We start from the raw sequence: 22,575 nt of genomic DNA on the forward strand, positions 1-22,575 counted from the left end.
CTCGGCGTCAGCCGCCAAGCGCCTCGCACACCACCCGCGCGGTCTCAGCCCCGGAAAAATTCTGCTGGCCGGTGACGAGATTGCCGTCGCGCACGGCAAAGCCGCGCCAAAGGCCGGCCTGGACATAATTGGCGCCGATCGCCTTCAACTCATCCTCGATGCGCCACGGCATCAGGTGCTTTCCGCGCTCGAGCGCGCCCATTTCCCAGGTGGCGTTGTCGGCAAAATCCTCCTCGCTGTTGGCAAAGCCGGTCACCGTCTTGCCAGAGGCAAGCAGCGTCCCGTCGGCGCGTCTGGCATAGCGCAGCAGCGCCGTGCCGTGGCAGAGTGCCGCCGCGACTTTGCCGGTTTCATGGAAGGCGACGAATGTCCGCTGCAGGCCCGTCGCGCGCTCATAGGTGAACATCGGCGCCTGGCCGCCGGCAACGACGATGGCGTCGAAACCATCGACGTCGATCTCCGCCACCGGCCGCGTGTTCTCGACCAGGGCCGCCAGTTTCGGGCTCGACAGGAAACCGAGCGAGATCAGGTCGGTTTCGGAATAGCCCGAAGCGTCACGCGGGTCGCTCAGCGCATCGGCCTCGCATCTGCCGCCGTCCGGCGAAAAGATCTCGACTTGATAGCCGCGCTCTGTGAAGGCGAACCATGGATGGGTGAGCTCGCTCCACCAGAAGCCGACCGGCCATCCGGTCGTGGTCGATATGGCCGGATTGGCGATGACGATCGCCACCCGCTTCGGCTTTCGCGCATTGACCGGATTGGCATCCCGCACACTCATCGTCGTTCTCCTTTTGTGAAGCTGTCGCCGACAAAACCGGCTGTGGCAACCCGCCCAGATGGGCGGGCAATTTCTGCTTCCGTCACGGCCGCGCCTTGCCTACCATCGGCGCATGACCCAACGCGGTAGACTTTATGGCTGTCCGGTCGAATTCGCCCTCGATGCGCTCGGCGGCAAGTGGAAGACGGTGATCCTGGCGCGCATCAAGGAGAAGCCGCTGCGCTATTCCGAGCTGCGGCGGATGATCCCGTCGCTCTCCGACAAGATGCTGACCCAACGCCTGGCCGACCTCGTCGAGATCGGTTTCGTCGTGCTTGAAACGTCGCCCGACGGCAAGGCGCGCTACGTCTTGACCGAGCGCGGCCGCGACCTCGCCGCAGCGCTCCAGGCGCTCTACGACTGGGGCAGCGTGCATGGACGGGCCGAGGGCGTGCGCTTCCGCACCGATATCGAGGCGGCCGCTTAGCAAGGCAGGCTCTCAAGCTGCATCGGCAAGAGCGCCGCAGAAGCCCGCGACATCGGTGACGACAGCCTCTCCGAGAAAGCGCAGCGTCGCCATCGACCGGTCGCGCGCCTCCCTGTTGCCGAAACCGCAGGCATCCTCGATCACCACGGCCACAAAGCCGTTGTCGGTCGCCTGTCGCGCCGTCGGCTCGATGCCGATCTCCATGGCGATGCCGGCGAGCGCCACGGCCCGCACGCCGCAATCGCGCAACGCGAAGCCAAGCGCGGTGGCATCGAAGGCCGACATCGTCAGCTTGTCGAACACCGGCTCATCCGCGCGCGGCGCGAGTTCGGGCACGATCCGCGTCGCCTCGGCATCGCGCAGGAACCAGGGCTCGACCGCATCGGGGTCGTCGCGCCGCTGCCAGGCCATGGCGGTGCGCAGTTGCGTGGCGCCCATCCATTTCTTCGGCAAGGACAGGTGTCGGGTGAACGCCACCCGCATGCCGGCCGAGCGCGCTGCCTCTAGCACAACGCCGGTGCGCTCGACGAAATCAGCCGCACCCGCGATCTGGCGACAGATGCCGACCTGCATGTCGTAGACAATCAGCGCCATGTGGCCCGGGTCGCACCACTCGGCCAGGCTGGCCGGGATCTCTATGCCTTCGCTCGACCGGATCATGCCGCGGTCCGGTCCCAGGGCGTTGCGATGTCGATCGTGGGATCGAACAGATATTCGAGCGGCAAGGGTGCGGCGTCGAAGGCGAGGAAATGCCATTCCAGCAAGCCGGCCTTCGACAGCGGGAAGTCGTCGGTGTAGCGCCTGGCTTCCTCGACGCTGTCGAGCTCGAAGACGATGATAACGCCGCCGACATCGGCGCGCGCATAATTCTCGCGCACGATGCCTGCCTTCCACAGCCGCCAGACATTCGAGACCTCGTCGCGCAGATAGGGCTTGAGGTCGTCGAGGGTGACGCCGGGCTTGAAATTGTCATAGGCTAGAATCTTCATCAGCCGTTCCTTGTGATTGCTTGTTCGCCCCGCGCTGCGTTCGGCTAGCATGGTGGAAAAGGCACCGGCAACGAACGAGATGGTGTGTTGAAACTCGATCGCAGTTTCGCGGCCCGTCTTTTCTGCGACGTTAACAATTGGCGAAACCCGTCGAGAGCTTAATCTCCCCCCAAGTGGGGGAGATGTCCGGCAGGACAGAGGGGGGCGCCTCGCGCCGGCTTTCAACAATGAGAGGCGGTGCCTAGCCTTCTGTGGAATTCCATTCCTCCACTCGCCGCCGGATTGGCACGATCTATCTTCTTTCAAGCAGCGAAGGGCTGGAAAAGACGGTACGCTGATCGCCTATCAGGGGGTCGGCTCGGTTCGTGGAGCAACTAACATGAGCGTGCACGGAAAAGCGGCGCCCGACGGAGCGGACACCAATCTGTCGAGACTGCGCCCGCCTTACGCCTCGGTGCTCGACCTGATCGGCCAGACGCCGGTCGTCGAGCTGACCAAATTCGACACCGGCAAATGCCGGCTGTTCATCAAGCTCGAGAGCCAGAACCCGGGCGGCTCGATCAAGGACCGCATCGCCCTGTCGATGATCGCCGCCGCCGAGAAGGCGGGCAAGTTGAAGCGTGGCGGCACCATCGTCGAGGCCACCGCCGGCAACACCGGCCTCGGCCTTGCCCAGGTCGGCATCCCGAAAGGCTACCGCATCATCCTGGTCGTGCCCGACAAGATGTCGCGTGAAAAGATCCAGCATCTGCGGGCGCTCGGCGCCGAGGTGCGCATGACCCGCTCCGATGTCGGCAAGGGTCATCCCGAATATTACCAGGACATGGCCGAGAAGCTCGCTTCCGAATTGCCCGGCGCCTTCTATGCCAACCAGTTCGCCAACCCGGCCAACCCGCTGGCGCATGAGACCACCACCGGCCCGGAGATTTTTTCGCAGCTTGATGGTGATGTCGACGCGGTGGTGGTCGGCGTCGGCTCCGGTGGCACGCTGACCGGGCTTGGCCGCTTTTTTGCGAAAGCCTCGCCCAAGACCGAGATGGTGCTGGCCGACCCGGTCGGCTCGGTGCTGGCGCCGCTGATCAAGACAGGCAAGATGGAAGAGGCCGGCAGCTGGACCGTCGAAGGCATCGGCGAGGATTTCGTGCCGCCCAATGCCGACCTGTCGCTGGTCAGGAAAGCCTATTCCATCCCCGACAAGCAGAGCATGCTGGCGGTGCGCGATCTCCTGTCCAAGGAAGGCATCCTGGCCGGCTCGTCATCCGGCACGCTGTTGTCGGCAGCGCTTCGCTATTGCCGCGAGCAGACGGTGCCGAAGCGCGTCGTCACCTTCGTCTGCGACAGCGGCAACAAATATCTGTCGAAGGTGTTCGACGATATCTGGCTGGCCGAGCAGGGTCTCGCCGACCACGAGCAGCACGGCGATTTGCGTGACCTTGTCATGCGTTCGCCGCGCACCGGTGACATCGTCACCGTCGGCCCGGACGAAAGCCTGCTCAACGCCTATGGCCGCATGCGCCGCTCCGACGTCTCACAGCTGCCGGTGCTCGACGAAGGCAAGCTGATCGGCATCGTCGACGAGAGCGATATCCTGGCCAAGGTCGACGGCCCCTATGACGGCCGCTGGGACCGCTTCAACGGCCCGGTGCGCACGGCCATGACTTCGAACCTGCACACGCTGCAGGCCAATCAGACGCTCGATGCGCTGCTTCCCGTCTTCGATCGCAACGAGGTCGCCATCGTCTTCGATGGCGACGAGTTCATCGGCCTGATAACCCGTATCGACCTGATCAACCATCTGAGGCGCCGCGCAAAATGACAGCAAACGGCAAGAACCGCCTGGCCTTTGACACCCGCACCATCCATGGCGGCCAGAGCCACGACCCGCTGACCGGCGCGGTGATGGTGCCGATCTACGCCACCTCCACCTATGGCCAGCAGTCGCCCGGCGTGCACAAGGGCTTTGAATATGCCCGCAGCCAGAACCCGACGCGCTTTGCCTTCGAGCGCGCCGTGGCCGACCTCGAAAGCGGTACCAGGGCTTTCGCCTTCGCCTCCGGCCTGGCGGCGATCGCAACAGTGCTCGAGCTACTCGATGCCGGCGCCCATATCGTTGCCACCGACGACATCTATGGCGGCTCGTTCCGGCTGATGGAGCGGGTGCGCAAGCGCTCGGCGGGTCTCAAGGTGAGTTTTGCCGACTTCACCGACCTTGCCGCCGTCGAAGCCGCGATACTCCCGGAGACAAAGCTGCTCTGGGTCGAAACGCCGACCAACCCGCTGCTGCGCATCGTCGATCTCGAAGCGGTCGCCGCTTTAGCCAGGCGCAAGGGCCTGCTCACCGTCGCCGACAACACTTTTTGCAGCCCCTACATCCAGCGCCCGCTGGAGCTCGGCATCGACATCGTCGTGCATTCGACGACGAAATACTTGAACGGCCATTCGGACATGGTCGGCGGCGTCGCGGTCGTCGGCGACAACAAGGATCTCGCCGACCAGCTGAAATTCCTGCAGAACGCCATCGGCGCCATTTCCGGCCCCTTCGACAGTTTTCTCGCGCTGCGCGGCATAAAAACCCTGGCGCTTCGGATGGAGCGCCATTCCGCGAACGGCCTGAAGATCGCGCAATGGCTGGAAGCGCGAAAAGACGTGCGCCGCGTCATCTATCCTGGCCTCGCCAGCCATCCGCAGCACGCCATCGCCGTCCAGCAGATGCATGCCTTCGGCGGCATGATCTCGGTCGACCTCGACCGCGACCTTGCCGGCACCAAACGCTTCCTCGAACGCACGCAGCTGTTCACCCTGGCCGAAAGCCTCGGCGGCGTCGAAAGCCTGATCGAGCACCCGGCGCTGATGACGCACGGCTCGATCCCGGCGGAAAAACGCGGGGCGATCGGCATCACCGATTCGCTGGTGCGACTGTCGGCGGGTATCGAGGACGGCGATGATCTGATCGCGGATCTGGAGCAGGCGCTGGGGGGCTGAACGACCTTCGTCGCGATCCTTCGCGCCCCCCTCTGTCGTGTGGGCGAATCCTTCGTGATTCTAGGGCGGAGCAAGGAGCGAAGCGACGCGCGCAGACCCTAGAATCCATGCCGTGACGCATGCGCACCGCAGCGGCCCAGAACGATTACCGGCCAATTCCGCGAAACAGCTCGAACCATTCCGGGTTGGCTTTCTCTATGAGCTCGACCTTCCATTGGCGTGGCCAGCGCTTCAGCGATGTCTCACGCTGGATGGCGTCGGTGATGTCCAAATACTCTTCGTACCAGACCAGTCGCTGCACACCGTAGCGGCTGGTGAAGCTGGAGCCTTGGCCGGTCTTGTGCTCGGGGATCCGACGAGCAAGGTCATTGGTGACACCGATATAAATTGTGCCGCCTTTCTGGCTTGCAGTCATGTAGACGTAGCCGGTCATCTGGCGATCTTAGTTGGTGCGGTCTTCGGCGGCTATTCTGAACGGCAGCATTCTACGGCCAATGTCACGGCATGGATTCTAGGGTCTGCGCGCGTCGCTTCGCTCCTTGCTCCGCCCTAGAATGACGAAGCGCTATTGACGAAGCGCCATTTGCGATCGTCCTGCCCACGAAAGGGGGGCGCTGTCCCGCCGACATCTCTGTATGTGTGCCATTGCACACCGCAGCCCACCCTCTAAACTGCCCCGACTTTGCGATCTCCGGAGGCGTGATGCGCGTGATCGTGTTGGGTGGCGGCGTGGTCGGCGTCACCACCGCTTACCAGCTGCAGAAGGACGGGCACGAGGTCGTCATCCTCGAGCGGCGCGCCGAAGTCGCCGCCGAGACCAGCTGGGGCAATGCCGGCATGATCGCGCCCGGGCATTCCTTCGTCTGGTCCTCGCCCAAGGCGCCGATGATCCTGTTGAAGTCGCTGGTGCTGAAAGACCAGGCGCTGCGCTTCAGGCTCTCGGCCGATCCCAGGCTTTATAGCTGGTCGTGGCTGTTCCTGATGGAGTGCACGCCGGAGAAGGCCAAGCGCAACACGCTGCTCAAGCATCGCCTCGCCGTCTATTCGCAGTCCGTCCTGCAAGAGGTCGTCGCCGACGAGCGGATCGAGTACGACCGCGACGACCGCGGCATCCTCTATTTCTATCGCAGCCAGCAGGCGCTCGACAAAGGCGTGGAGCATATGCGACTGCTCGAATCCGACGGTCAGTTGATCAAAGTGCTGGACCGCGACGCCGTCATCGCGCTGGATCCGTCGCTGGCCTCGGCGCGGGAAAAGATCGCCGGCGGCATCCACTGCCCGACCGACGAAACCGGCGACCCGGCGAAGTTCACCCGGGCGCTTGCCGCCAAGGTCGTCGAGCGCGGCGGCGAGATCCGCACCGGCACCACCATCACCGGCATCGAGGCGTCCGGAGACGGCGTCGCCCAGGTGACGACCGACAAGGGAAGCGTCAAGGGCGACGCCTATGTGCTGGCGCTCGGCTCCTACAGCCCGCTGATCGCAAGGACGGTCGGCATCAGCCTGCCGATCTATCCGATCAAGGGTTATTCGCTGACCATCCCGATCGGCAACCGGCCGGCGCCGCCGACTATCGCGGCGATAGACGAGCACAATCTGGTCGCCGTGTCGCGCTTCGGCGACCGGCTGCGCGTCACCGCCACGGCGGAATTCGCCGGCTACGACACCAGCCACAAGCCGGCCGATTTCGCCTTCATGAAGGGGGTGACCGAAGAGCTCTATCCCGAAGGCGCCGATTACGACCGCGCCGAGATGTGGGCCGGCCTGCGGCCCATGACGCCCAACAACCTGCCCGAGTTCGGCCAGCGCCGCCTGCGCAATCTCTATCTCAACACCGGGCACGGCCATATCGGCTGGACCATGTCGCACGGCTCGGCCCGCATCACCGCCGATCTCATCGCCGGCCGCGAGCCTTCTATTTCGATGGAAGGGCTTTTGAACTGAGAGCATGATCCCGGCTGGGATCGACAAGAAAGGGAATGCCATGTCTGTCAGCGCAACTGCCACGCGCCCCCAATCTTCGGAACCGGTCGACCCCAAGCCGGTCGATCTGGGCGTGCTGCCGTCGCAAATCGACGGCGGCCTCGCCTCGCGCGCGGCGATCGGTCTTGCCATCCTCGCCACCGACCAGACGCTGGAGCACGAATTCCGCGCCCTGATCCGCATTCCGGGCGTCGCTTTCTACGAGGCCCGGCTCTTCAACGACAACGACATCACGCCGGAAACGCTGCGCGCCATCGGCCCGCGCATCGCGCCCACGGTCGACCTGATCCTGCCCAGCATTCCGCTCGACGTCGTCGGCTTCGGCTGCACCTCGGCCACCATGACGCTCGGCGAAGAAGCGGTGTTCGCCGAGATCCACAAGGCGCGGCCGGGCGTCGGCTGCACCACCCCGGTCACCGGCGCTTTAGCCGCCTTCAAGGCGCTCGGCGCCAAGGGCATCGGCCTGCTGACGCCCTATGCGCCCGAGATCAACCAGGGCCTGGTCCGCTATTTCACCGGCCGCGGCCTCGACATAGCGGCGGTCGCCACCTTCGACCGGCGCGATGACCGCGAGGCCGCCCGCATCTCGCTGGATTCGATCGAGGCGGCGGCCGAACGCATGGCTGCGGTGCCCGGCGTCGACGCGATCTTCATCTCCTGCACCAGCCTGCGCGTCGCCGAGGCGGTGGCGGAACTGGAGCGGCGCATCGGCATTCCCGTCACCTCTTCCAACCACGCCATGGCCTGGCACTGCCTGCGCCTCGCCGGCATCGACGACGTCGTGCCCGCCGGCGGCAGGCTGTTCGCGTTGAAAGCCGTGTGAGCGGCTGGTTTCCTCGACACAGGGCGTCGCCGTTTGTCGGGGGCTTTTCGCCGTTCTGTGGAATCAGCAAACGCTGGGAATTGGCGAAGCCTTCTCAACCTCGTCATCCACGGGCGGAGCGACGCGAAGCGGCGCGCAGACCCGAGGATCCATTCCGTGACCTAATCAAGGGCGCAGCGGAGCAGAATTCTGCACGGTTGCGACGCCTTGGCGTCACGGAATGGATTCTATGGTCTGCGCGCGTCGCTTCGCTCCTTGCTCCGCCATAGAATGACGAACGGGTCAGGCCGGCGCCCGAGGTTGGCGAAAGCGCTAGTGGATGACGATCGCGATGGGCGTTTCTGCCAATCTCCAACGCATGCGACCTGCTGCGCTCGGCGGCTTCGCCGTAGCGACCCGTTCGGAATTGCTTCAAAACAATCTACACCGACGTCCAGCCGTAATGGGTCACCGGATCGCGGTTTCGCGGATGCAGATCGTCGCGCAGGAAGGTCAGGCCAGCTTTTTCGTAGAACCGGCGGGCCTTGATGTTGCCGGACCGCGTGAACAGCGTGAAGCCCGACGGCATGGCCAGCATGGCGTGTTGCAGCAACGCCCGGCCGATGCCTGCCCCGAGCGAGTCCGGCCGCACGAACAGCTCGCTGAGCACAGCCTCGGGCGGGGTGACCGCGACGAAGCCGATGATTTCGCTGTTCCGGGCGGCGACCGTCACGTCCCACCCGGCGCTGAATTCGATATCGACGCGCCGGCGCAAGTCCTCGAGCGTCGGCATCGTCGGCGGACCGACCGTCGGCAGGCTGGCGCTTGAATGCCAGACCTCGGCGATCTGGTCATGGTCGGCCGCGCTGGCCGGCCGGATGATGAAGCGCGGATTGAAGGTCATGCAGTGTCCCTAAAGGCGGAGAGCAGCATGCTTCGCGGCTCAGTTGGGCCGATTTCGGGCACCGATCCCTTCAACCACGACACGGACAGCTGCCCTATGCGGCCGGCCTACGGCTACCAGAGGCGTCAGTTGCTCCCCCAAGGCAGCCGGGCGTTAATGAGCTTGGAGAGTTTTTCGTTGGGCTTGGCCGGCGCATCGAGTAACGCCAGGAACTCGGCATAAACTTCCGGCGAGACCTTGATGCGGCTCTTGAGTGTCTCCTCGAAGGCAGGCTCGTCTGTAGGGTCGTCTTTCATGATCTCACCATAGCAGATCGTCCCGCGTTAACCGAATCGGAAGGGGTTGTTTAACGCTTCCCTTCTATGTCCCCACTCCGGGAGGCATCACAGAGCGAGCATGATGAACGACGAAAAGCGAAATGAATGGCGCGCCATATTCTACGTGCAGGCGCGCGTCGCCATCCTGTTTGTTCCGGTCGTGCTCAGCCTGCTTATCATCGGCATTTTGGCCGGCAATGAGCGCAAATCCGTGCCCGATGCCGCCGATCCGACGGTTACGGGCTCGCTGCGCTAAAGAAGGGTCGCCCGGCCGCCGGTTTGTCCCGCATCCTCAAACAAACTTTGGTATCGGGCCGTTCTGCGGCGTCGTGTCGTCGCCGAGGTCGATGAACACCTCGTCGACGAAGCACCATGCCCAGCCCTCAGGCGGGTCGTAGCCCTCGATGATCGGATGCTGCGTGGCATGAAAATGCTTGGTGGCGTGGCGGTTGGGCGAGTCGTCGCAGCAGCCGACATGACCACAGCTTCGGCAGAGCCTGAGATGCACCCACCAGGAACCGCTTTTCAGGCATTCCTCGCAGCCGAGCGCGCTCGGCGTGACCTTTTTGATGTCCTTCGTGTGCGGGCATTCATCCATCACGCTTTCCTCGCCGGTTCTGCTTATTGGTTTAAGGCGGCGCCACCCCGCGCCAGATAGGCGTGCAAGGCCGCGACCACCTGCGCGCCTTCGCCGACGGCGGCGGCGACCCGCTTGGTCGAGCCGCAGCGCACGTCGCCGATGGCGAACACGCCGCCGCGGCTGGTCTCCATCAGCCCGAGTCCCTGCGCCACGTCCGGCCCGGTGCGCACAAAACCCTTGGCGTCGAGCGCCACGTTGCAATTCGCCAGCCAGTCGGTGTTCGGATCGGCGCCGATGAACAGGAAGAGGTGGCGGATGGCGCGCGTCGTCTCCTCGCCGGTGGCCCGGTTGCGCCAGCGCAGCCGTTCGAGATTGCCCTCGTGGCCTTCAAGCGCCGCGATCTCGGTTTCGGTCAGCACCTCGATGTTCGGCTGCGCAGCGATGCGCTCGACCAGATAGCGCGACATGGTGGCGTCGAGGCTGTCGCGGCGCGCCAGTAGCGTCACCTTGCGCACCTGGCTCGCCAGATAGACCGCCGCCTGCCCGGCCGAATTGCCGGCGCCGACCAGCGCCACCTCCTGGTCCTGGCAAAGCCGCGCCTCGATCGGCGAGGCCCAGTAATGCACCGAGGTGCCCTCGAACTGCGCCAGGTTGGGGACATCGAGCCGGCGGTAGCGTGCGCCGCTGGCGATCACCACGGCACGCGTGCGCACGCTCTCGCCGTCGCCGATGGCAAGCCTGTGGCGGGCGCCGTCGCTAGCGTCGTCGAGCAGCTTCGCTTCGTCGGGGATCACCATCTCGACACCGAATTTCTGCGCCTGGTTATAGGCGCGCGCCATCAGCGCCATGCCGGTGATCCCGGTCGGGAAGCCGAGATAATTCTCGATGCGCGCCGAGGCGCCGGCCTGCCCGCCGAAGGCGCGGCAGTCGAGCACGATCGTCGACAGCCCTTCGGAAGCGGCATAGACCGCCGCCGCCAGCCCGGCGGGTCCGGCGCCGACGATGGCCACGTCATAGACCTTGCCGGCATCGATCGGCCGCAACAGGCCGACACAGCGGGCGAGCTCGTTCTCGCCCGGATTGTGCATCAGCTTGCCGTTCGGGCAGAGCACGATCGGCAGGTGGTGCGGATCGACATGGAAACGCTCGATCAGCGTCTTGGCGCAAGGGTCGGTGTCGGAATCGAGCGCCCGGTGCGGCAGCCCGCTGCGCCGCAGGAAAACCTGCAGCCGCAGCACGTCGCCATTGCCGGGCGGGCCGATGACGATCGGCCCGCTTGCGCCGCTTTCGAGCAGGCCGACGCGGCGCAGGATCAGCGCCCGCATGACGCGCTCGCCGAGGTTCGCCTCCTGCACCATCAGGTCGCGCAGCCGCTGCGAGGCAATGACGATCGCCTCGACCGGCCCGTTCGCCTCGGCATTGACCAGCGACGGCCGGCTCGAAAGCTGCGCCAGCTCGCCGACGAAGTTGCCGGGGCCATGGGTGACGATCGGCTCACGCGGGCCGATGCCGCCGGCCTGCGTGATGTCGACCTTGCCAGCCAGGATGAGGATCAGCCCGGGGGAAATGGTACCGGCGGTGACCATATGCTCGCCGGCCGCATAGGTTCGCATCTCGCCAAACCGCCGCATGCGCTCGATGTCCGCATCGGTGAGGATCGGGAACATCTGGTCGCGACGGGCGGCGATGGTCGGGCTGACGGATGGGGCCATGGGGCGGACCGTAGCGCCCGGGGCGGCGGGTTTGAAGCGGTTTGTTCAGCGCCTGGCCGGGAGGTGAGGTTGGGCACGCCGCTTCGTCATCCACGGGCGGAGCAAGGAGCGAAGCGACGCAGCGCAACCCGAGGAGCCATTCCGTGACCCATGCCGAACAATGCAACGGAGCAGAATTCCGGAGCGCCGCGGCCCGCCTTGTCTAACTGGAGATCCCGTTGGCAGTCGGGATGAATGGCGCCTATCCTTCGTTCTTAGAACTCCGGATGGCCTGCCATCCGAAGCTCGAAGAGCGAAGGATGGTGCCCAGAAGAGGACTCGAACCTCCACTCCTTGCGGAACACGGACCTGAACCGTGCGCGTCTACCAATTCCGCCATCTGGGCTGGTGCGGGCTCATGTAAGCGGGCAAACGATATGTGTCAACGCGCTTTTTTCGTCGATGTCGGCATCGCCCCTCATCCGCCTGCCGGCACCTTCTCCCCGTAAACGGGGAGAAGGAAGCTGACCCTCACCCCTCCAGCACTTCTTTCTTGGCCACGGTGGAATCTGCGTTGAGCTTGTAGATGATCGGCACCCCCGTGCCGAGTTCGAGCTTGACGATCTCCTCGCCGCTCTTGCCGTCCAGCGCCATGATCAGCGCGCGCAGCGAGTTGCCGTGCGCCGCGACCAGCACGGTCTCGCCGCGCAGCACGTGCGGCTGCACATCGTGCAGGTAATAGGGCCACACGCGCGCGCCGGTATCCTTCAGGCTTTCGCCGCCGGGCGGCGCGATGTCGTAGGAGCGGCGCCAGATATGCACCTGCTCCTCGCCCCATTTCTTGCGCGCGTCGTCCTTGTTGAGGCCGGAGAGGTCGCCATAATCGCGCTCGTTGAGCGCCTGGTCGCGGATCGTCTTCAGGTCGGCCTGGCCGACGATGTCGAGAATGTGCTGGCAGGTCTTCTGCGCCCTGATCAGCGCCGAGGTGTAGGCGATGTCGAATTTCACGCCGCGCGCCTTGAGCTTTTCGCCGGCGGCGAGCGCCTCGGCGGTGCCCTGCTCGGTCAGGCCGACGTCGCGCCAGCCGGTGAACAGGTTCTTCAGGTTCCATTCGCTCTGGCCGTGGCGCACGAGCACGAGAGTTCCCGACATGTCAGCTCCTATAAATGTTGGATAAGGATCAGCTCAGGCCGAGCACGTCCCGCATGGAATAAAGTCCGGGCTTTTTACCACGCGCCCAGAGCGCCGCCTTGACGGCGCCGCGCGCGAAGATCGCCCGGTCCTCGGCATGGTGGGAAAGCGTGATGCGCTCGCCGGTGCCGGCAAGGATCACTGAGTGGTCGCCGACGACGGAGCCGCCGCGCAGCGTGGCGAAGCCGATCGAGCCCGTCTTGCGCACCCCGGTATGGCCGTCGCGCACCCGCACGCTGCTGCCGGAAAGATCGATGCCGCGCCCCTTCGCCGCCGCCTCGCCGAGCAGCAGCGCCGTGCCGGACGGCGCGTCGACCTTGTGCCGGTGGTGCATTTCCAGGATCTCGATGTCGAAATCGTCGGCCTCCAGCGCCTTCGCGGCCTGCTCGACCAGCACCGCCAGAAGATTGACGCCGAGGCTCATATTGCCGGATTTGACGATCGTGGCATGGCGCGCCGCGGCGGAGATCCTGGCATTGTCGTCGGCCGAGCAGCCGGTGGTGCCGATGACATGGACGATGCGCGCCTGCGCGGCATAGCCGGCGAATTCGACGCTTGCCGCGGGTGCGGTGAAATCGAGCACGCCGTCGGCCTTGGCGAAGGCGGGCAGCGGATCGTCGACGATCGGCACGTTGATGATGCCGATGCCGGCGATCTCGCCGGCATCCTTGCCGAGATGGGCCGAGTCCGGCCGCTCGACCGCGGCGGCGACACGCGCACCGGGCATGGTGTGGATGGCGCGGATCAGCGTCTGGCCCATGCGGCCGGCGGCGCCGACCACCACCAGGCCCATATCGCCTGCTTCGCTCATGCGCTTCTCCTGACGGTCTTCTTGGCGCGGCTGCGCGGCGCGGGAGTTTGGCCCGAAGTTTGGCTTGGCTTGACGTCGTCGACAAGCCCCAGCCCTTTCTTGCCCTGTATCCGGTGGAAGCGGGCATAGATGCTGTGCGGGTCGGCCATCAGCGAGGCATGCGTGCCTTCCTCGACCAGCCGCCCCTCTTCCAGCACGATGATGTGGTCGGCATTGACCACCGTCGACAGCCGGTGCGCGATGACGATGGTGGTGCGGCCTTCCATGACATGGGTCAGCGCTTCCTGGACGCGCGCCTCCGCCTCATTGTCGAGCGCCGAGGTCGCTTCGTCGAGCAGCAGGATCGGCGCCTGGCGCACGATGGCGCGGGCGATCGAGACGCGCTGGCGCTGGCCGCCGGAAAGCGTCGAGCCGCCTTCGCCGACCGGCGTGTCGTAGCCCTGTGGCTGCTGGCGGATGAACTCGTCGGCGGCGGCCAGTTTCGCCGCCTGCTCGATCTCGGCGTCGGTGGCCGAGAGCCGGCCGTAGCGGATGTTGTCGCGAATCGTGCCCTCGAACAGATAGGGCGCCTGCGCCACATAGGCGATCGATTGGCGCAGCGAATGTGTGGTCACCTTGGCAATATCCTGGCCATCGACCTCGATGCTGCCGTGGTCGACGTCGTAGAAGCGCTGCAGCAGCGCCACCATCGTCGACTTGCCGGCGCCCGAGGCGCCGACGATGGCCGTGACCTTGCCGGCCGCGGCGGTAAAGCTCAGATCCCTCAGCACCGGCGTGTCGGCGTTGTAGCCGAACGTCACATTGTTGAAGCGCACCTCGCCGGTGGTGACCTTCGCCTCGACCGCGTCGGGGGCGTCACTCTGCTTCGGCTCGAGGTCGAGCAGCTCGTAGATCATGCGGGCGTTGACCAGGGCACGTTCCATGCCGACCTGCGTGCGCGCCAGGCGTCTCGCCGGGTCGTAGGCCATAATCAGCGCGGTGATGAAGGAAAACACCGCGCCCGGCGGCTGTCCAAGCACCAGCGCCCGATAGCCGGAATAGGCAAGCACGGCGGTAATGGCGAGGCCGCCCAGAATCTCGGAAATCGGCGATAGCCGCTCGGAGACGCGGGCGATCTTGTTGTTACGCTGTTCGGCCGTATCGGCCATGATGCCGATGCGGCGCGCCAGCTCCTCCTCCAGGGTGAAGGCCTTGACGATGGCGATGCCTTGCGTTGCCTCTTGCACCGACCCGTTCAGCTGCGAGTTGATCAGCACGGATTCCCGGTTGATCCGCCGCAGCCGGCGGGTGATGTAGATGACCGCCCAGATCAGCGGCGGCCCGATCAGCAGCGAGCTGAGCGACAACACCGGATCCTGGTAGATCATCACGCCGACAAGGGCGACGAGCGAGACCGCGTCGCGGCTGATGGAGGTCAGTGTCAGCGACAGCAGGTCACGAATGCCGCCGACATTCTCGTTGACCTGCGCCGCCAGCCGGCCGGAACGGGTCTCGTTGAAGAAGTTGACGCCGAGCTTCATCAGATGGTCGAAGCTGCGCTTCTGGTAGCGGGCGACCAGATTGTTGCCGATCCTGGCCAGCGCCAGTGCCTGGCCGTAGCCGGCGAAGCCGCGCAGCAGGGAGGCGCCCATGAAACCGGCGCAGATCCAGACGATCATGTCGCTGCGCCGTTCGTAGAAGATCTGGTTGATCATCGGGGCCATGATCCACGCCGTGAAGGCGGTGGTGCCGGAAACAATCAGCAGGCAGGCGACGGCAACGACATAGGTCCAGCGATATTCCTTGCCGTTTTCAGCCAGGATGCGGCGCAACACCGCACTGACCTCGGCGGGCTGGACTTTCAGTTTGAGGGAAGTTTGGACAGTCAAATCAGGGGCGCTTCGTGGGTTCTCGTCGGACAGGGCGGCTTTTCGGCACCCTCTTAGCGCCCCGGCTACGGCTTGCCTATGGCGAAACTTCGTCGCGGCATCGCCGAAGAACGTTCAATTTCAGAGGCCGGCGCCAGGCCCCCCTCTCTGGCCTGCCGGCCATCTCCCCCTCAAGGGGGGAGATCGGACGTCACCGCGGCTTTCGCCAATCGCCAACGTCGCAAGATCGAGCGACGCGCCGAAGCTGCCAATCTCCCCCCTTGAGGGGGAGATGTCCGGCAGGACAGAGAGGGGGGCCTCGCGCCGTCCTTTCAGACAGGTCTCCGCGACGGAGCTTCGTCCAGCCTCACACCCGCCAGTGCCGCCCCGCCGTCTGCACGCCGAACAGGGTAGGCGTCCTGGCATAGGCGGCGAGCCCGAGCAGCGCCGCCAGCGGGTGGGTGATGACATAGACCGGCATTTCGCGCATCAGCGCGCTGTGCGGCGCCTTGTCCTCGAAGGCGGCGCGGAAATTGCCGGCTTTCAGCGCCGGCACGATTTTCTGCGCGATGCCGCCGGTGAGGAAGACGCCGCCGCGGCCCATGAACACCAGCGCCAGGTCCCCGGCGGTGCGGCCGAGGCAGGTGACGAACAGCGCCAGCGCCTCCTCCGCTATCCGGTCGGATTTGGCGAGCGCCGCCGCGGTGACCTCTGCCGGCGTGGTGAAAGGCGCCGGCCTGGCGTCAGCCTTGGCCACGGCGCGATAGACATTGACCAGCCCGCGTCCGCACAGGATCTGCTCGCCGGAAATGCGGCCTTCTAGCTTGTCGATATGCGGGAACACCTCGAAATCGCGTGGCGTGCGCGGGCCGATATCCATATGGCCGCCCTCGCCCGGCACCGGGATCCAGTGGTTGAGCGCGTAGATCAGCCCGGCGACGCCGAGCCCGGTGCCGGGGCCGAGCACGACGCGGCTCGCATTGGGCTCCGGCGTGCCGCCGCCGATCTTCTCCATATGCTCTTCGCCCAGCGCCACCACCGCCAGCGCCTGCGCCTCGAAATCGTTGAGCACCACGACTTCGCTTAAGGCCAGATTGGCAAACATCTGGTGGGGTTTGACCACCCAGGGGCAATTGGTGAGGCGGATCTCGTCGCCGTCGACCGGGCCCGCCACCGCCAGCACCGCCGAATTCGGCTGGATGGACGAGCGGTCGAGCACCGCCGCCTGGATCGCCTCGTCGATGGTGGCGAAATTGGCGGTCTGGACGATCTGCGGCTCGGTCGCTTCCGAATTGGCGTCGAGCACGATCGAGAAGCGCGCATTGGTGCCGCCAATATCGCCGATCAGGACCGGAAACCGCAGTCCCTTCTCGTCTTCGCCTGCCATGCTCTTGATCGTCCTCGTTGCGGCGCCACGGCGCCATTTCAATCGATTGACTAGCGCATGACCCCGCAAAGGGGAAGCCCGCTTGCGCCTTAGGGCAATTCCAGGAAAGTGTGAGCGGTTAGGCTCGGCGCTTGCCGGAGCTTTCCGTCCGGAATTGCGTCAAAGCAAAGAGATAGGGCGTTGCGTCGTTTCCGTGAACGGTGAAACGCACTAGTTTCCCGACACAGGGATTTTGAAAGGCTGCCGTTTGTCTTGGTGCAGGATTTTCCAGTCATTTGCGTGAAATAAGCGCAACCCAACATCGTCATTCTATGGCGGAGCAAGGAGCGAAGCGACGCGGCGCAGACCATAGAATCCATGCCGTGGCCTGGGAGCGCCGCCACGGTGCAGAATTTTGCTCCGTTGCACGCCTTGGCGAAGATAACGGAATGGATTCCAGGGTCTTCGCGACGGAGCTTCGCTCCTGCTCCGCCCTGGAATGACGATCGCGATGGGCATTTCGGCCAATCTCCAAGGCATGCCGCCTGCCAACGCAAACAGAGCCGACCGAGTCAGAATCCCTGTGCAGTGCCACTAGTTCCCCGGTCTCGGCCCTGGCAGCGGGATGCCGATCTTTGGCGTCGGCGCGAAGGCGCTCGCCGCTGCTGGCATTGCCGCTTTGCCGCTGGAAATCGTTTCAACCGGCTCGGTCGGCTGCGGCTCGGCCACGGCGACCGCGGCGGCGCCGCCGCCCTGATAGGTGACCGCCTCCAGCGAGGGCGCATCCGGCGCGTTGAGCACGTCTTGGCATTGCTTCGGCAGGTTTGCCATCGTCATCAGGTCGCGGGCCTTGGGCGCGTCCGGGTTCTTGTTCGGCCGCCACGGCTCCTCGGTGAACCACCAGGCAAGCGGCTTGCCGCAGCCGTCGTCGTCCGGCGTCGTTTCCTGCCCTTTGCAGAAGGGCGAACCCGGCTGGCAGCCGATGCGCATATGGAAATGATAGTCATGGCCCCAGAACGGCCGGATCTTGCGCAGCCAGGTACGGTCGCCGGTGACGGTGTCGCAAAGCTTCTTCTTGATGCCGGGATTGACCAGGATGCGCTCGACCTCCGCATAGCTCGCCGCGCGCTTGAGCAGCCTTGTGTGCTGCGGCGTCCACAGCGCGTCCTTCACCAGATGCGTCTTCTCGTCGACCATCAGCGTCGCGCTCATGGTCTCGCGCTGCGCCGTGGTCAGCGGCCGCTTCGGCATCGGCGTCAGCCAGATGTCGGCGTCCAGCCCGATCTGGTGCGAGGCATGGCCGGTCATCATCGGCCCGCCGCGCGGCTGCGAAACGTCGCCGATCAGAAGCCCGGGCCAGCCGTCGGCGGCGGCATCGCGCGACAGTTTTTCGATCAGCGCGATCATCGCCGGATGGCCCCAGCGGCGGTTGCGCGAGGGGCGCATCACTTCCCAGGTCGGACCGTCCATCGGCAGCGCCACGCCGCCGGTGAAGCAGCCCTTGGAGTAGAAGCCGAAGGATTGCGCGCGTGCCACGGCCGGCAGCTTTCGGGCGCCGAACAGGTCCTTCGCGCGGGGCTCGGCTGAAATGGCCGCAGCCGCCAGCGCGGCCAGTGTCACCAGCGCCAGCGCGGCTGTCAGGAACGGCTTCTTCTCGGGCAACGATCGCAATTTCATCGGGCTGGGTTCCCCCTCAAGTCGGCCCTCGGCATTGGGCCGAATCATACCATGTCGCGCGCCGCGCTTCGATCATGTGCCTTTCATGGGGCTGCGCGGCTCTCCGTCCCGCCAATTGCCCTCGGCCCACATCCGCTCCAGCGCCACCCGATAGTTCGGGAAGCGGAAGCGATAGCCGGCCGCCTTGATTGCGTTGTTGGCGACGCGCTTGTTCTCGCCATAGAAAGACCGCGCCATGGGCGAAAGTTGGGCGGTCTCGAAGGCAATTTCGGGCGGCGGCTCGACGCCCATCAGCCCGGCGGCATAGGTGACGACATCCTGCGGCGGCGCCGGCTCGTCGTCGGTGACGTTGAAGATCCCGCCGAGATTGTTGTCGGCCAAAAGCCGAAGCGCGCCGGCGATGTCGTCGCAATGGACGCGGTTGAACACCTGGCCGGGCTTGACCAGCCGCCGCGCCGTTCCCTCCTCGAGATTGGCCAGCGCGTTGCGGCCCGGCCCGTAAATGCCCGACAGACGCAGGATCGCCACCGGTTTCCCGATCTCGCGGCCAAGCGTAAGCCATTCCCGTTCGGCCGCCACCCGCATCACCGAGCGCTTCGACACCGGTTTGCAATCGCTGGTCTCGTCCACCCAGGCGCCGCCGTGGTCGCCATAGACGCCGACGGTGGAAAGATAGCCGATCCATTCCAGCGCCGGCATCTTTTCCCGCAGCGCTTCGCCGGCGGCATTGAGCACCGGATCGCCGGCTTCGTCGGGAGCGATCGAGACTATGAGATGCGTCGTCCTTGCCAGCGCATCGCTGAGCTGGGGCGACAGCGCGCCGTCGAACTGCAGGGGCTCGATGCCGGCCGATCTCAGCGCTTCGAATTTTTCCGGTGCCCGGGTCGTGCCAAGCACCGGCGCGCGCCGCTCGTTGGCCCGCGCGAAAGCCTTGCCGGAATAGCCGGCGCCGAAGATCAAGAAGCGTCTTTCGTCCATCAGGGAGCTCCCATCAATCGGCCTTCACGGAACGTGCCGGCGCCGCCAGCCATTCCTCTCGGACCGCCGCATCGGTTTCGGTCTTCGAAGCCGTGGCGGCAAGGTCGCCAAATTCGCGGTCGGAGAGCAGCCGCGACAGGGCCCAGATTGCCGCACCCCGCACCAGCGGCGAGGCGTCGCCAAGCAGGCCACGAACGATGGGCGCCAGGGAAGCATCACCGGAATTGCCGGCGGCGATCAGCACGTTGCGGATGAAACGGTCGCGGCCGATGCGCTTGACCGGCGAGCCGGAGAAGAAGGCCCGGAACGCCGCATCGTCGAGAAGCAACAGCTGCGAAAGCGGCGGCTCGCGCAAATCCGCGCGCGCGGCAAGCTTCGCCTCCGAGGCAGCACTTGCGAACTTGTTCCACGGGCAGACGGCGAGACAGTCGTCGCAGCCATAGATGCGGTTGCCGATCTTTTCCCGGAACTCGCGCGGGATCGGCCCTTTGTTCTCGATGGTGAGGTAGGAAATGCAGCGCCGCGCGTCGAGCCGGTAAGGCGCGGGGAATGCATCGGTCGGGCAGATGTCCAGGCAGGCGCGGCAGGAGCCGCAATGATCGATTTCGGCTTTGTCCGGTTCCAGTTCGGCGGTCGTGAAGATGGTGCCGAGGAACAGCCATGAACCATGCGCGCGGCTCACCAGATTGGTGTGCTTGCCCTGCCAGCCTATCCCCGCCGCTTCCGCCAGCGGCTTTTCCATGACCGGCGCCGTGTCGACGAACACCTTCACGTCGCCGCCGGCGCGCGCGACGATCTTGCCGGCGATCTCCTTCAGCCGGCCCTTCATCACGTCGTGGTAGTCGCGGTTCTGCGCATAGACCGAGATCGCGCCGCGCTCGCGTTTTGCCAGGATATCGCGCGGATCGTGGTCCGGGCCGTAATTCATCGCCAGGACGATGATCGAGCGGACTTCCGGCCACAGCGTCGATGGTTCGGCTCGCCGTCGAACCGTCTCGGCGATCCACTCCATCGAGCCGTGGAAACCGTCGGCAAGGAATTCCGCCAGCCTTGCCGGCGCCAACGGGATCGCGTCCGGCCGGGTCACCGCGACCGCGTCGAAGCCGGCGCGGCGCGCCTCCGCGTCGATCAGCGCGCGCAGTTTATCAGAAGTCGAGGTCCGCATAATGCGATACCGGCGACAGGCCGCGCACCCGGTCGGAGAGCAGCGGCCTGAAGGCCGGCCGTGATTTCACCCGCGTGTACCATTCGCGCGCGGCGGCATGCTCGCGCCAGTCGATCTCGCCGAGATAATCGAGCACCGAAAGCGTCGCCGCCGCTGCCAAATCGGCATAGGTCACCTTGTTGCCGGCCAGCCAATGGCGCGTGCCGGCCAGCCAGTTGGTGTATTTCATGTGCTGGCGGATGTTGGCGCGCGCGGCGCGGATCGCCGCCGAATCCGGCGAGCCGCCGCCGGCGGTTTCCGGCATGACCGGCTTCAGCACGCGCTCGCGCACCAGATGGCGGGTCACCTCGCTCTCGGCCTTGTTCAGATACCAGTCGGTCAGCCGGCGGATTTCGGCGCGCTGCATCGGGTCCTCGGCGAACAGCCGCTTGTCGCGCTTCAAGACGCCTCGCGTCTCGTCGAGATATTCGGCGATCACCATCGCGCCGACGATCGGCACGTCGCCTTCGGCAAGCAGGATCGGCAGCGTGCCGGCCGGGTTCAGCGCCAGGAACTCCTTGCGCCGCGTCCACGGCTTTTCCTCGATCAGCGCCAGTTCCTCGCCATACTCGCCGAAGGCGAGGCGCACGAAGCGGCAGGTGGCGAACATGGGATGATGGAAAAGCGTCAGCATGGTTCCGCGATGATAAGGCGCACTAGTGTGGTGGATTTGAAGTTCCTGTACCCTCAATGGCATCAGCGTCCAGGAACTTCAAATCCAAAACCACACTAGAACTTAAAGTTGACAGTGTGGCTCAGAATCCGGAATTCGCACATTGCGCTGCTCCGAGGTACGGCGAATTCCGGATTGCCACACTGGCGAATCGTTAACGGCGCCGGTAAGTCTTGGCCGCCCGATTCCAGGGACTGTCATGGTGTGCGACCTATAGGGGGACTTCCGCCCCGTGACAAGCAAGCCCTTCCCTTGGGAGCACGATGTCGTTCGAAAACCGCTTCACACTTTTCGGCATCATGCTCCAGCCGTCATTCAAAAGCAGAGGTTGCCATGGAAAGTCAGACCATCGTCGAAGCGCTGCTGCTTGGGCTGCTGGAGGGCCTGACCGAGTTCATCCCGGTGTCCTCGACCGGCCATATCCTGCTTGCCGGCCATTTCCTCGGCTTCCATTCCACCGGCAAGGCCTTCGAGATCCTGATCCAGCTCGGCGCCATCCTGGCCATCCTCAGCGTCTATTTCAGCAAGCTCTGGCAGATGGCCGTCAAGCTGCCCAGCGACCCGCAGACCCGGCATTTCGTCATCGGCATCCTCATCGCCTTCCTGCCGGCCGCGGTCATCGGCGCGCTCGCGCATGATTTCATCAAGACCATCCTGTTCGAATCGCCGCGGCTGATCTGCATCATGCTGATCATCGGCGGCGTGGTGCTGCTCGTCGTCGACCGCATCAACTTCAAGCCGGTCCACCACGACGTCTCGCGCTTCCCGACCGGCCTTTACCTCAAGATCGGCCTCTTCCAGTGCCTGTCGCTTATCCCCGGCACCTCGCGCTCCGGCTCGACCATCGTCGGCGCGCTACTGATGGGCGTCGACAAGCGCGCGGCGGCGGAATTCTCCTTCTTCCTCGCCATGCCCACCATGGTCGGCGCCTTCGCCTTCGACCTCTACAAGAACCGCAACGTGCTGACCTCGGCCGATTTGCCGATCATCGCAATCGGCTTCATCGCCGCCTTCGTCACTGCGCTGATCGTCGTGCGCTTCCTGCTCGATTACGTCTCGCGCAACGGCTATTCGCTGTTCGGCTGGTGGCGGCTTGTGGTGGGCGGCGTCGGGCTGGTGGCACTGATGATCTGGGGGTGAGCCCTCCTACAGCTGCGCAGAGTTCCTTCGCGCCCCCCTCTGTCCTGCCGGACATCTCCCCCTCTTGGGGGGAGATTGGCAGCGTCGCTGGCGGCTTTCTTCCTGCAGTGTTGGCGATTGGCGAAAGCGGCGGTGAGATCGATCTCCCCCCAAGAGGGGGAGATGGCCGGCAGGCTAGAGGGGGGCGCTGTCCCGC

At 65.2% G+C, this 22,575-nt stretch carries 23 protein-coding genes and 1 tRNA gene; 7 read left to right on the forward strand and 17 right to left on the reverse strand.

Annotated features, from left to right (window positions below; translation table 11 throughout):
- Nucleotides 1-7: 7 nt before the first annotated feature.
- Nucleotides 8-778: a type 1 glutamine amidotransferase domain-containing protein gene (locus AC0L2L_RS11480; RefSeq protein ID WP_473578378.1), complete on the reverse strand. Its 771-nt coding sequence runs from the start codon at nucleotides 776-778 to the stop codon at nucleotides 8-10.
- Nucleotides 779-890: 112 nt separating this feature from the next.
- Between AC0L2L_RS11480 and AC0L2L_RS11485 the strand changes: the two genes are divergently transcribed.
- Nucleotides 891-1,244, forward strand: a complete 354-nt coding sequence (locus tag AC0L2L_RS11485) for a winged helix-turn-helix transcriptional regulator (protein ID WP_473578380.1) — start codon at nucleotides 891-893, stop codon at nucleotides 1,242-1,244.
- Between the two features lie 12 nt (nucleotides 1,245-1,256).
- Here the strand turns inward: AC0L2L_RS11485 and AC0L2L_RS11490 are convergent, their stop codons facing one another.
- Both AC0L2L_RS11490 and AC0L2L_RS11495 read right to left on the reverse strand, forming a co-directional pair.
- Nucleotides 1,257-1,904, reverse strand: coding sequence for a cysteine hydrolase family protein (locus AC0L2L_RS11490; protein WP_473578382.1), 648 nt, complete (start codon nucleotides 1,902-1,904; stop codon nucleotides 1,257-1,259).
- A complete protein-coding gene (locus AC0L2L_RS11495; protein ID WP_473578384.1) occupies nucleotides 1,901-2,233 on the reverse strand; it encodes a hypothetical protein in 333 nt (110 codons plus the stop codon). The genes AC0L2L_RS11490 and AC0L2L_RS11495 overlap by 4 nt, the downstream gene beginning before the upstream one ends.
- A gap of 379 nt (nucleotides 2,234-2,612) precedes the next feature.
- Between AC0L2L_RS11495 and AC0L2L_RS11500 the strand changes: the two genes are divergently transcribed.
- A complete protein-coding gene (locus AC0L2L_RS11500) occupies nucleotides 2,613-4,049 on the forward strand; it encodes a pyridoxal-phosphate dependent enzyme (protein WP_473578385.1) in 1,437 nt (478 codons plus the stop codon).
- Nucleotides 4,046-5,215, forward strand: coding sequence for a trans-sulfuration enzyme family protein (locus AC0L2L_RS11505; RefSeq protein ID WP_473578387.1), 1,170 nt, complete (start codon nucleotides 4,046-4,048; stop codon nucleotides 5,213-5,215). Before AC0L2L_RS11500 ends, AC0L2L_RS11505 begins: the two co-directional genes overlap by 4 nt.
- Nucleotides 5,216-5,360: 145 nt before the next feature.
- Here the strand turns inward: AC0L2L_RS11505 and AC0L2L_RS11510 are convergent, their stop codons facing one another.
- Nucleotides 5,361-5,648 carry a GIY-YIG nuclease family protein gene (locus AC0L2L_RS11510; protein WP_473578389.1) on the reverse strand — a complete coding sequence of 96 codons (288 nt, stop codon included), beginning with the start codon at nucleotides 5,646-5,648 and terminating at the stop codon, nucleotides 5,361-5,363.
- 269 nt (nucleotides 5,649-5,917) lie between these two features.
- Between AC0L2L_RS11510 and AC0L2L_RS11515 the strand changes: the two genes are divergently transcribed.
- Together AC0L2L_RS11515 and AC0L2L_RS11520 are read left to right on the forward strand one after the other, a co-directional pair.
- Entirely contained in the window at nucleotides 5,918-7,159 is a 1,242-nt protein-coding gene (locus AC0L2L_RS11515) for a D-amino acid dehydrogenase (RefSeq protein ID WP_473578391.1), read from the forward strand.
- Nucleotides 7,160-7,199: 40 nt separating this feature from the next.
- Entirely contained in the window at nucleotides 7,200-8,021 is an 822-nt protein-coding gene (locus AC0L2L_RS11520) for a maleate cis-trans isomerase family protein (protein WP_473578392.1), read from the forward strand.
- A gap of 421 nt (nucleotides 8,022-8,442) precedes the next feature.
- Here AC0L2L_RS11520 and AC0L2L_RS11525 read toward each other — a convergent pair whose 3' ends face one another.
- Entirely contained in the window at nucleotides 8,443-8,904 is a 462-nt protein-coding gene (locus tag AC0L2L_RS11525; protein ID WP_473578394.1) for a GNAT family N-acetyltransferase, read from the reverse strand.
- Nucleotides 8,905-9,029: 125 nt separating this feature from the next.
- The gene (locus AC0L2L_RS11530; protein WP_473578396.1) at nucleotides 9,030-9,200 is read right to left on the reverse strand and encodes a type II toxin -antitoxin system TacA 1-like antitoxin; all 171 of its coding nucleotides are present in this window, start codon (nucleotides 9,198-9,200) and stop codon (nucleotides 9,030-9,032) included.
- A 100-nt stretch (nucleotides 9,201-9,300) separates the two neighbouring features.
- Between AC0L2L_RS11530 and AC0L2L_RS11535 the strand changes: the two genes are divergently transcribed.
- A complete protein-coding gene (locus tag AC0L2L_RS11535; RefSeq protein WP_156913637.1) occupies nucleotides 9,301-9,477 on the forward strand; it encodes a hypothetical protein in 177 nt (58 codons plus the stop codon).
- Nucleotides 9,478-9,513: 36 nt separating this feature from the next.
- Here AC0L2L_RS11535 and AC0L2L_RS11540 read toward each other — a convergent pair whose 3' ends face one another.
- The 11 genes from AC0L2L_RS11540 to AC0L2L_RS11590 form a co-directional block, all read right to left on the reverse strand.
- On the reverse strand, nucleotides 9,514-9,819 hold the full coding sequence (locus AC0L2L_RS11540) for a UBP-type zinc finger domain-containing protein (RefSeq protein ID WP_473578398.1): 306 nt from the start codon (nucleotides 9,817-9,819) through the stop codon (nucleotides 9,514-9,516).
- A gap of 23 nt (nucleotides 9,820-9,842) precedes the next feature.
- Nucleotides 9,843-11,513: an FAD-dependent oxidoreductase gene (locus AC0L2L_RS11545; protein WP_473578400.1), complete on the reverse strand. Its 1,671-nt coding sequence runs from the start codon at nucleotides 11,511-11,513 to the stop codon at nucleotides 9,843-9,845.
- Nucleotides 11,514-11,813: 300 nt separating this feature from the next.
- Nucleotides 11,814-11,898 (reverse strand) — tRNA-Leu (locus AC0L2L_RS11550).
- 125 nt (nucleotides 11,899-12,023) lie between these two features.
- A complete protein-coding gene (locus AC0L2L_RS11555) occupies nucleotides 12,024-12,644 on the reverse strand; it encodes a 2,3-bisphosphoglycerate-dependent phosphoglycerate mutase (RefSeq protein WP_473578402.1) in 621 nt (206 codons plus the stop codon).
- Between the two features lie 28 nt (nucleotides 12,645-12,672).
- The gene (gene dapB / locus AC0L2L_RS11560) at nucleotides 12,673-13,494 is read right to left on the reverse strand and encodes a 4-hydroxy-tetrahydrodipicolinate reductase (RefSeq protein ID WP_473578404.1); all 822 of its coding nucleotides are present in this window, start codon (nucleotides 13,492-13,494) and stop codon (nucleotides 12,673-12,675) included.
- On the reverse strand, nucleotides 13,491-15,362 hold the full coding sequence (locus AC0L2L_RS11565; protein WP_473578406.1) for an ABC transporter ATP-binding protein: 1,872 nt from the start codon (nucleotides 15,360-15,362) through the stop codon (nucleotides 13,491-13,493). The genes dapB and AC0L2L_RS11565 overlap by 4 nt, the downstream gene beginning before the upstream one ends.
- 346 nt (nucleotides 15,363-15,708) lie before the next feature.
- Entirely contained in the window at nucleotides 15,709-16,728 is a 1,020-nt protein-coding gene (locus AC0L2L_RS11570) for a glucokinase (protein WP_473578408.1), read from the reverse strand.
- Between the two features lie 573 nt (nucleotides 16,729-17,301).
- A complete protein-coding gene (mepA, locus tag AC0L2L_RS11575; RefSeq protein WP_473578409.1) occupies nucleotides 17,302-18,384 on the reverse strand; it encodes a penicillin-insensitive murein endopeptidase in 1,083 nt (360 codons plus the stop codon).
- Between the two features lie 72 nt (nucleotides 18,385-18,456).
- Nucleotides 18,457-19,362 (reverse strand): SDR family oxidoreductase, encoded by a 906-nt coding sequence (locus AC0L2L_RS11580; protein ID WP_473578411.1) that lies wholly within the window; start codon nucleotides 19,360-19,362, stop codon nucleotides 18,457-18,459.
- Between the two features lie 13 nt (nucleotides 19,363-19,375).
- A complete protein-coding gene (queG, locus tag AC0L2L_RS11585) occupies nucleotides 19,376-20,527 on the reverse strand; it encodes a tRNA epoxyqueuosine(34) reductase QueG (RefSeq protein ID WP_473578413.1) in 1,152 nt (383 codons plus the stop codon).
- On the reverse strand, nucleotides 20,508-21,200 hold the full coding sequence (locus AC0L2L_RS11590) for a glutathione S-transferase family protein (protein WP_027169611.1): 693 nt from the start codon (nucleotides 21,198-21,200) through the stop codon (nucleotides 20,508-20,510). Before AC0L2L_RS11590 ends, queG begins: the two co-directional genes overlap by 20 nt.
- Before the next feature lie 372 nt (nucleotides 21,201-21,572).
- On the opposite strand from AC0L2L_RS11590, the gene AC0L2L_RS11595 reads away from it, so the two are divergent.
- Nucleotides 21,573-22,379, forward strand: coding sequence for an undecaprenyl-diphosphate phosphatase (locus tag AC0L2L_RS11595; RefSeq protein WP_473578415.1), 807 nt, complete (start codon nucleotides 21,573-21,575; stop codon nucleotides 22,377-22,379).
- The last annotated feature ends 196 nt before the right edge of the window (nucleotides 22,380-22,575 follow it).

The organism is Mesorhizobium sp. WSM4832, assembly GCF_055811115.1.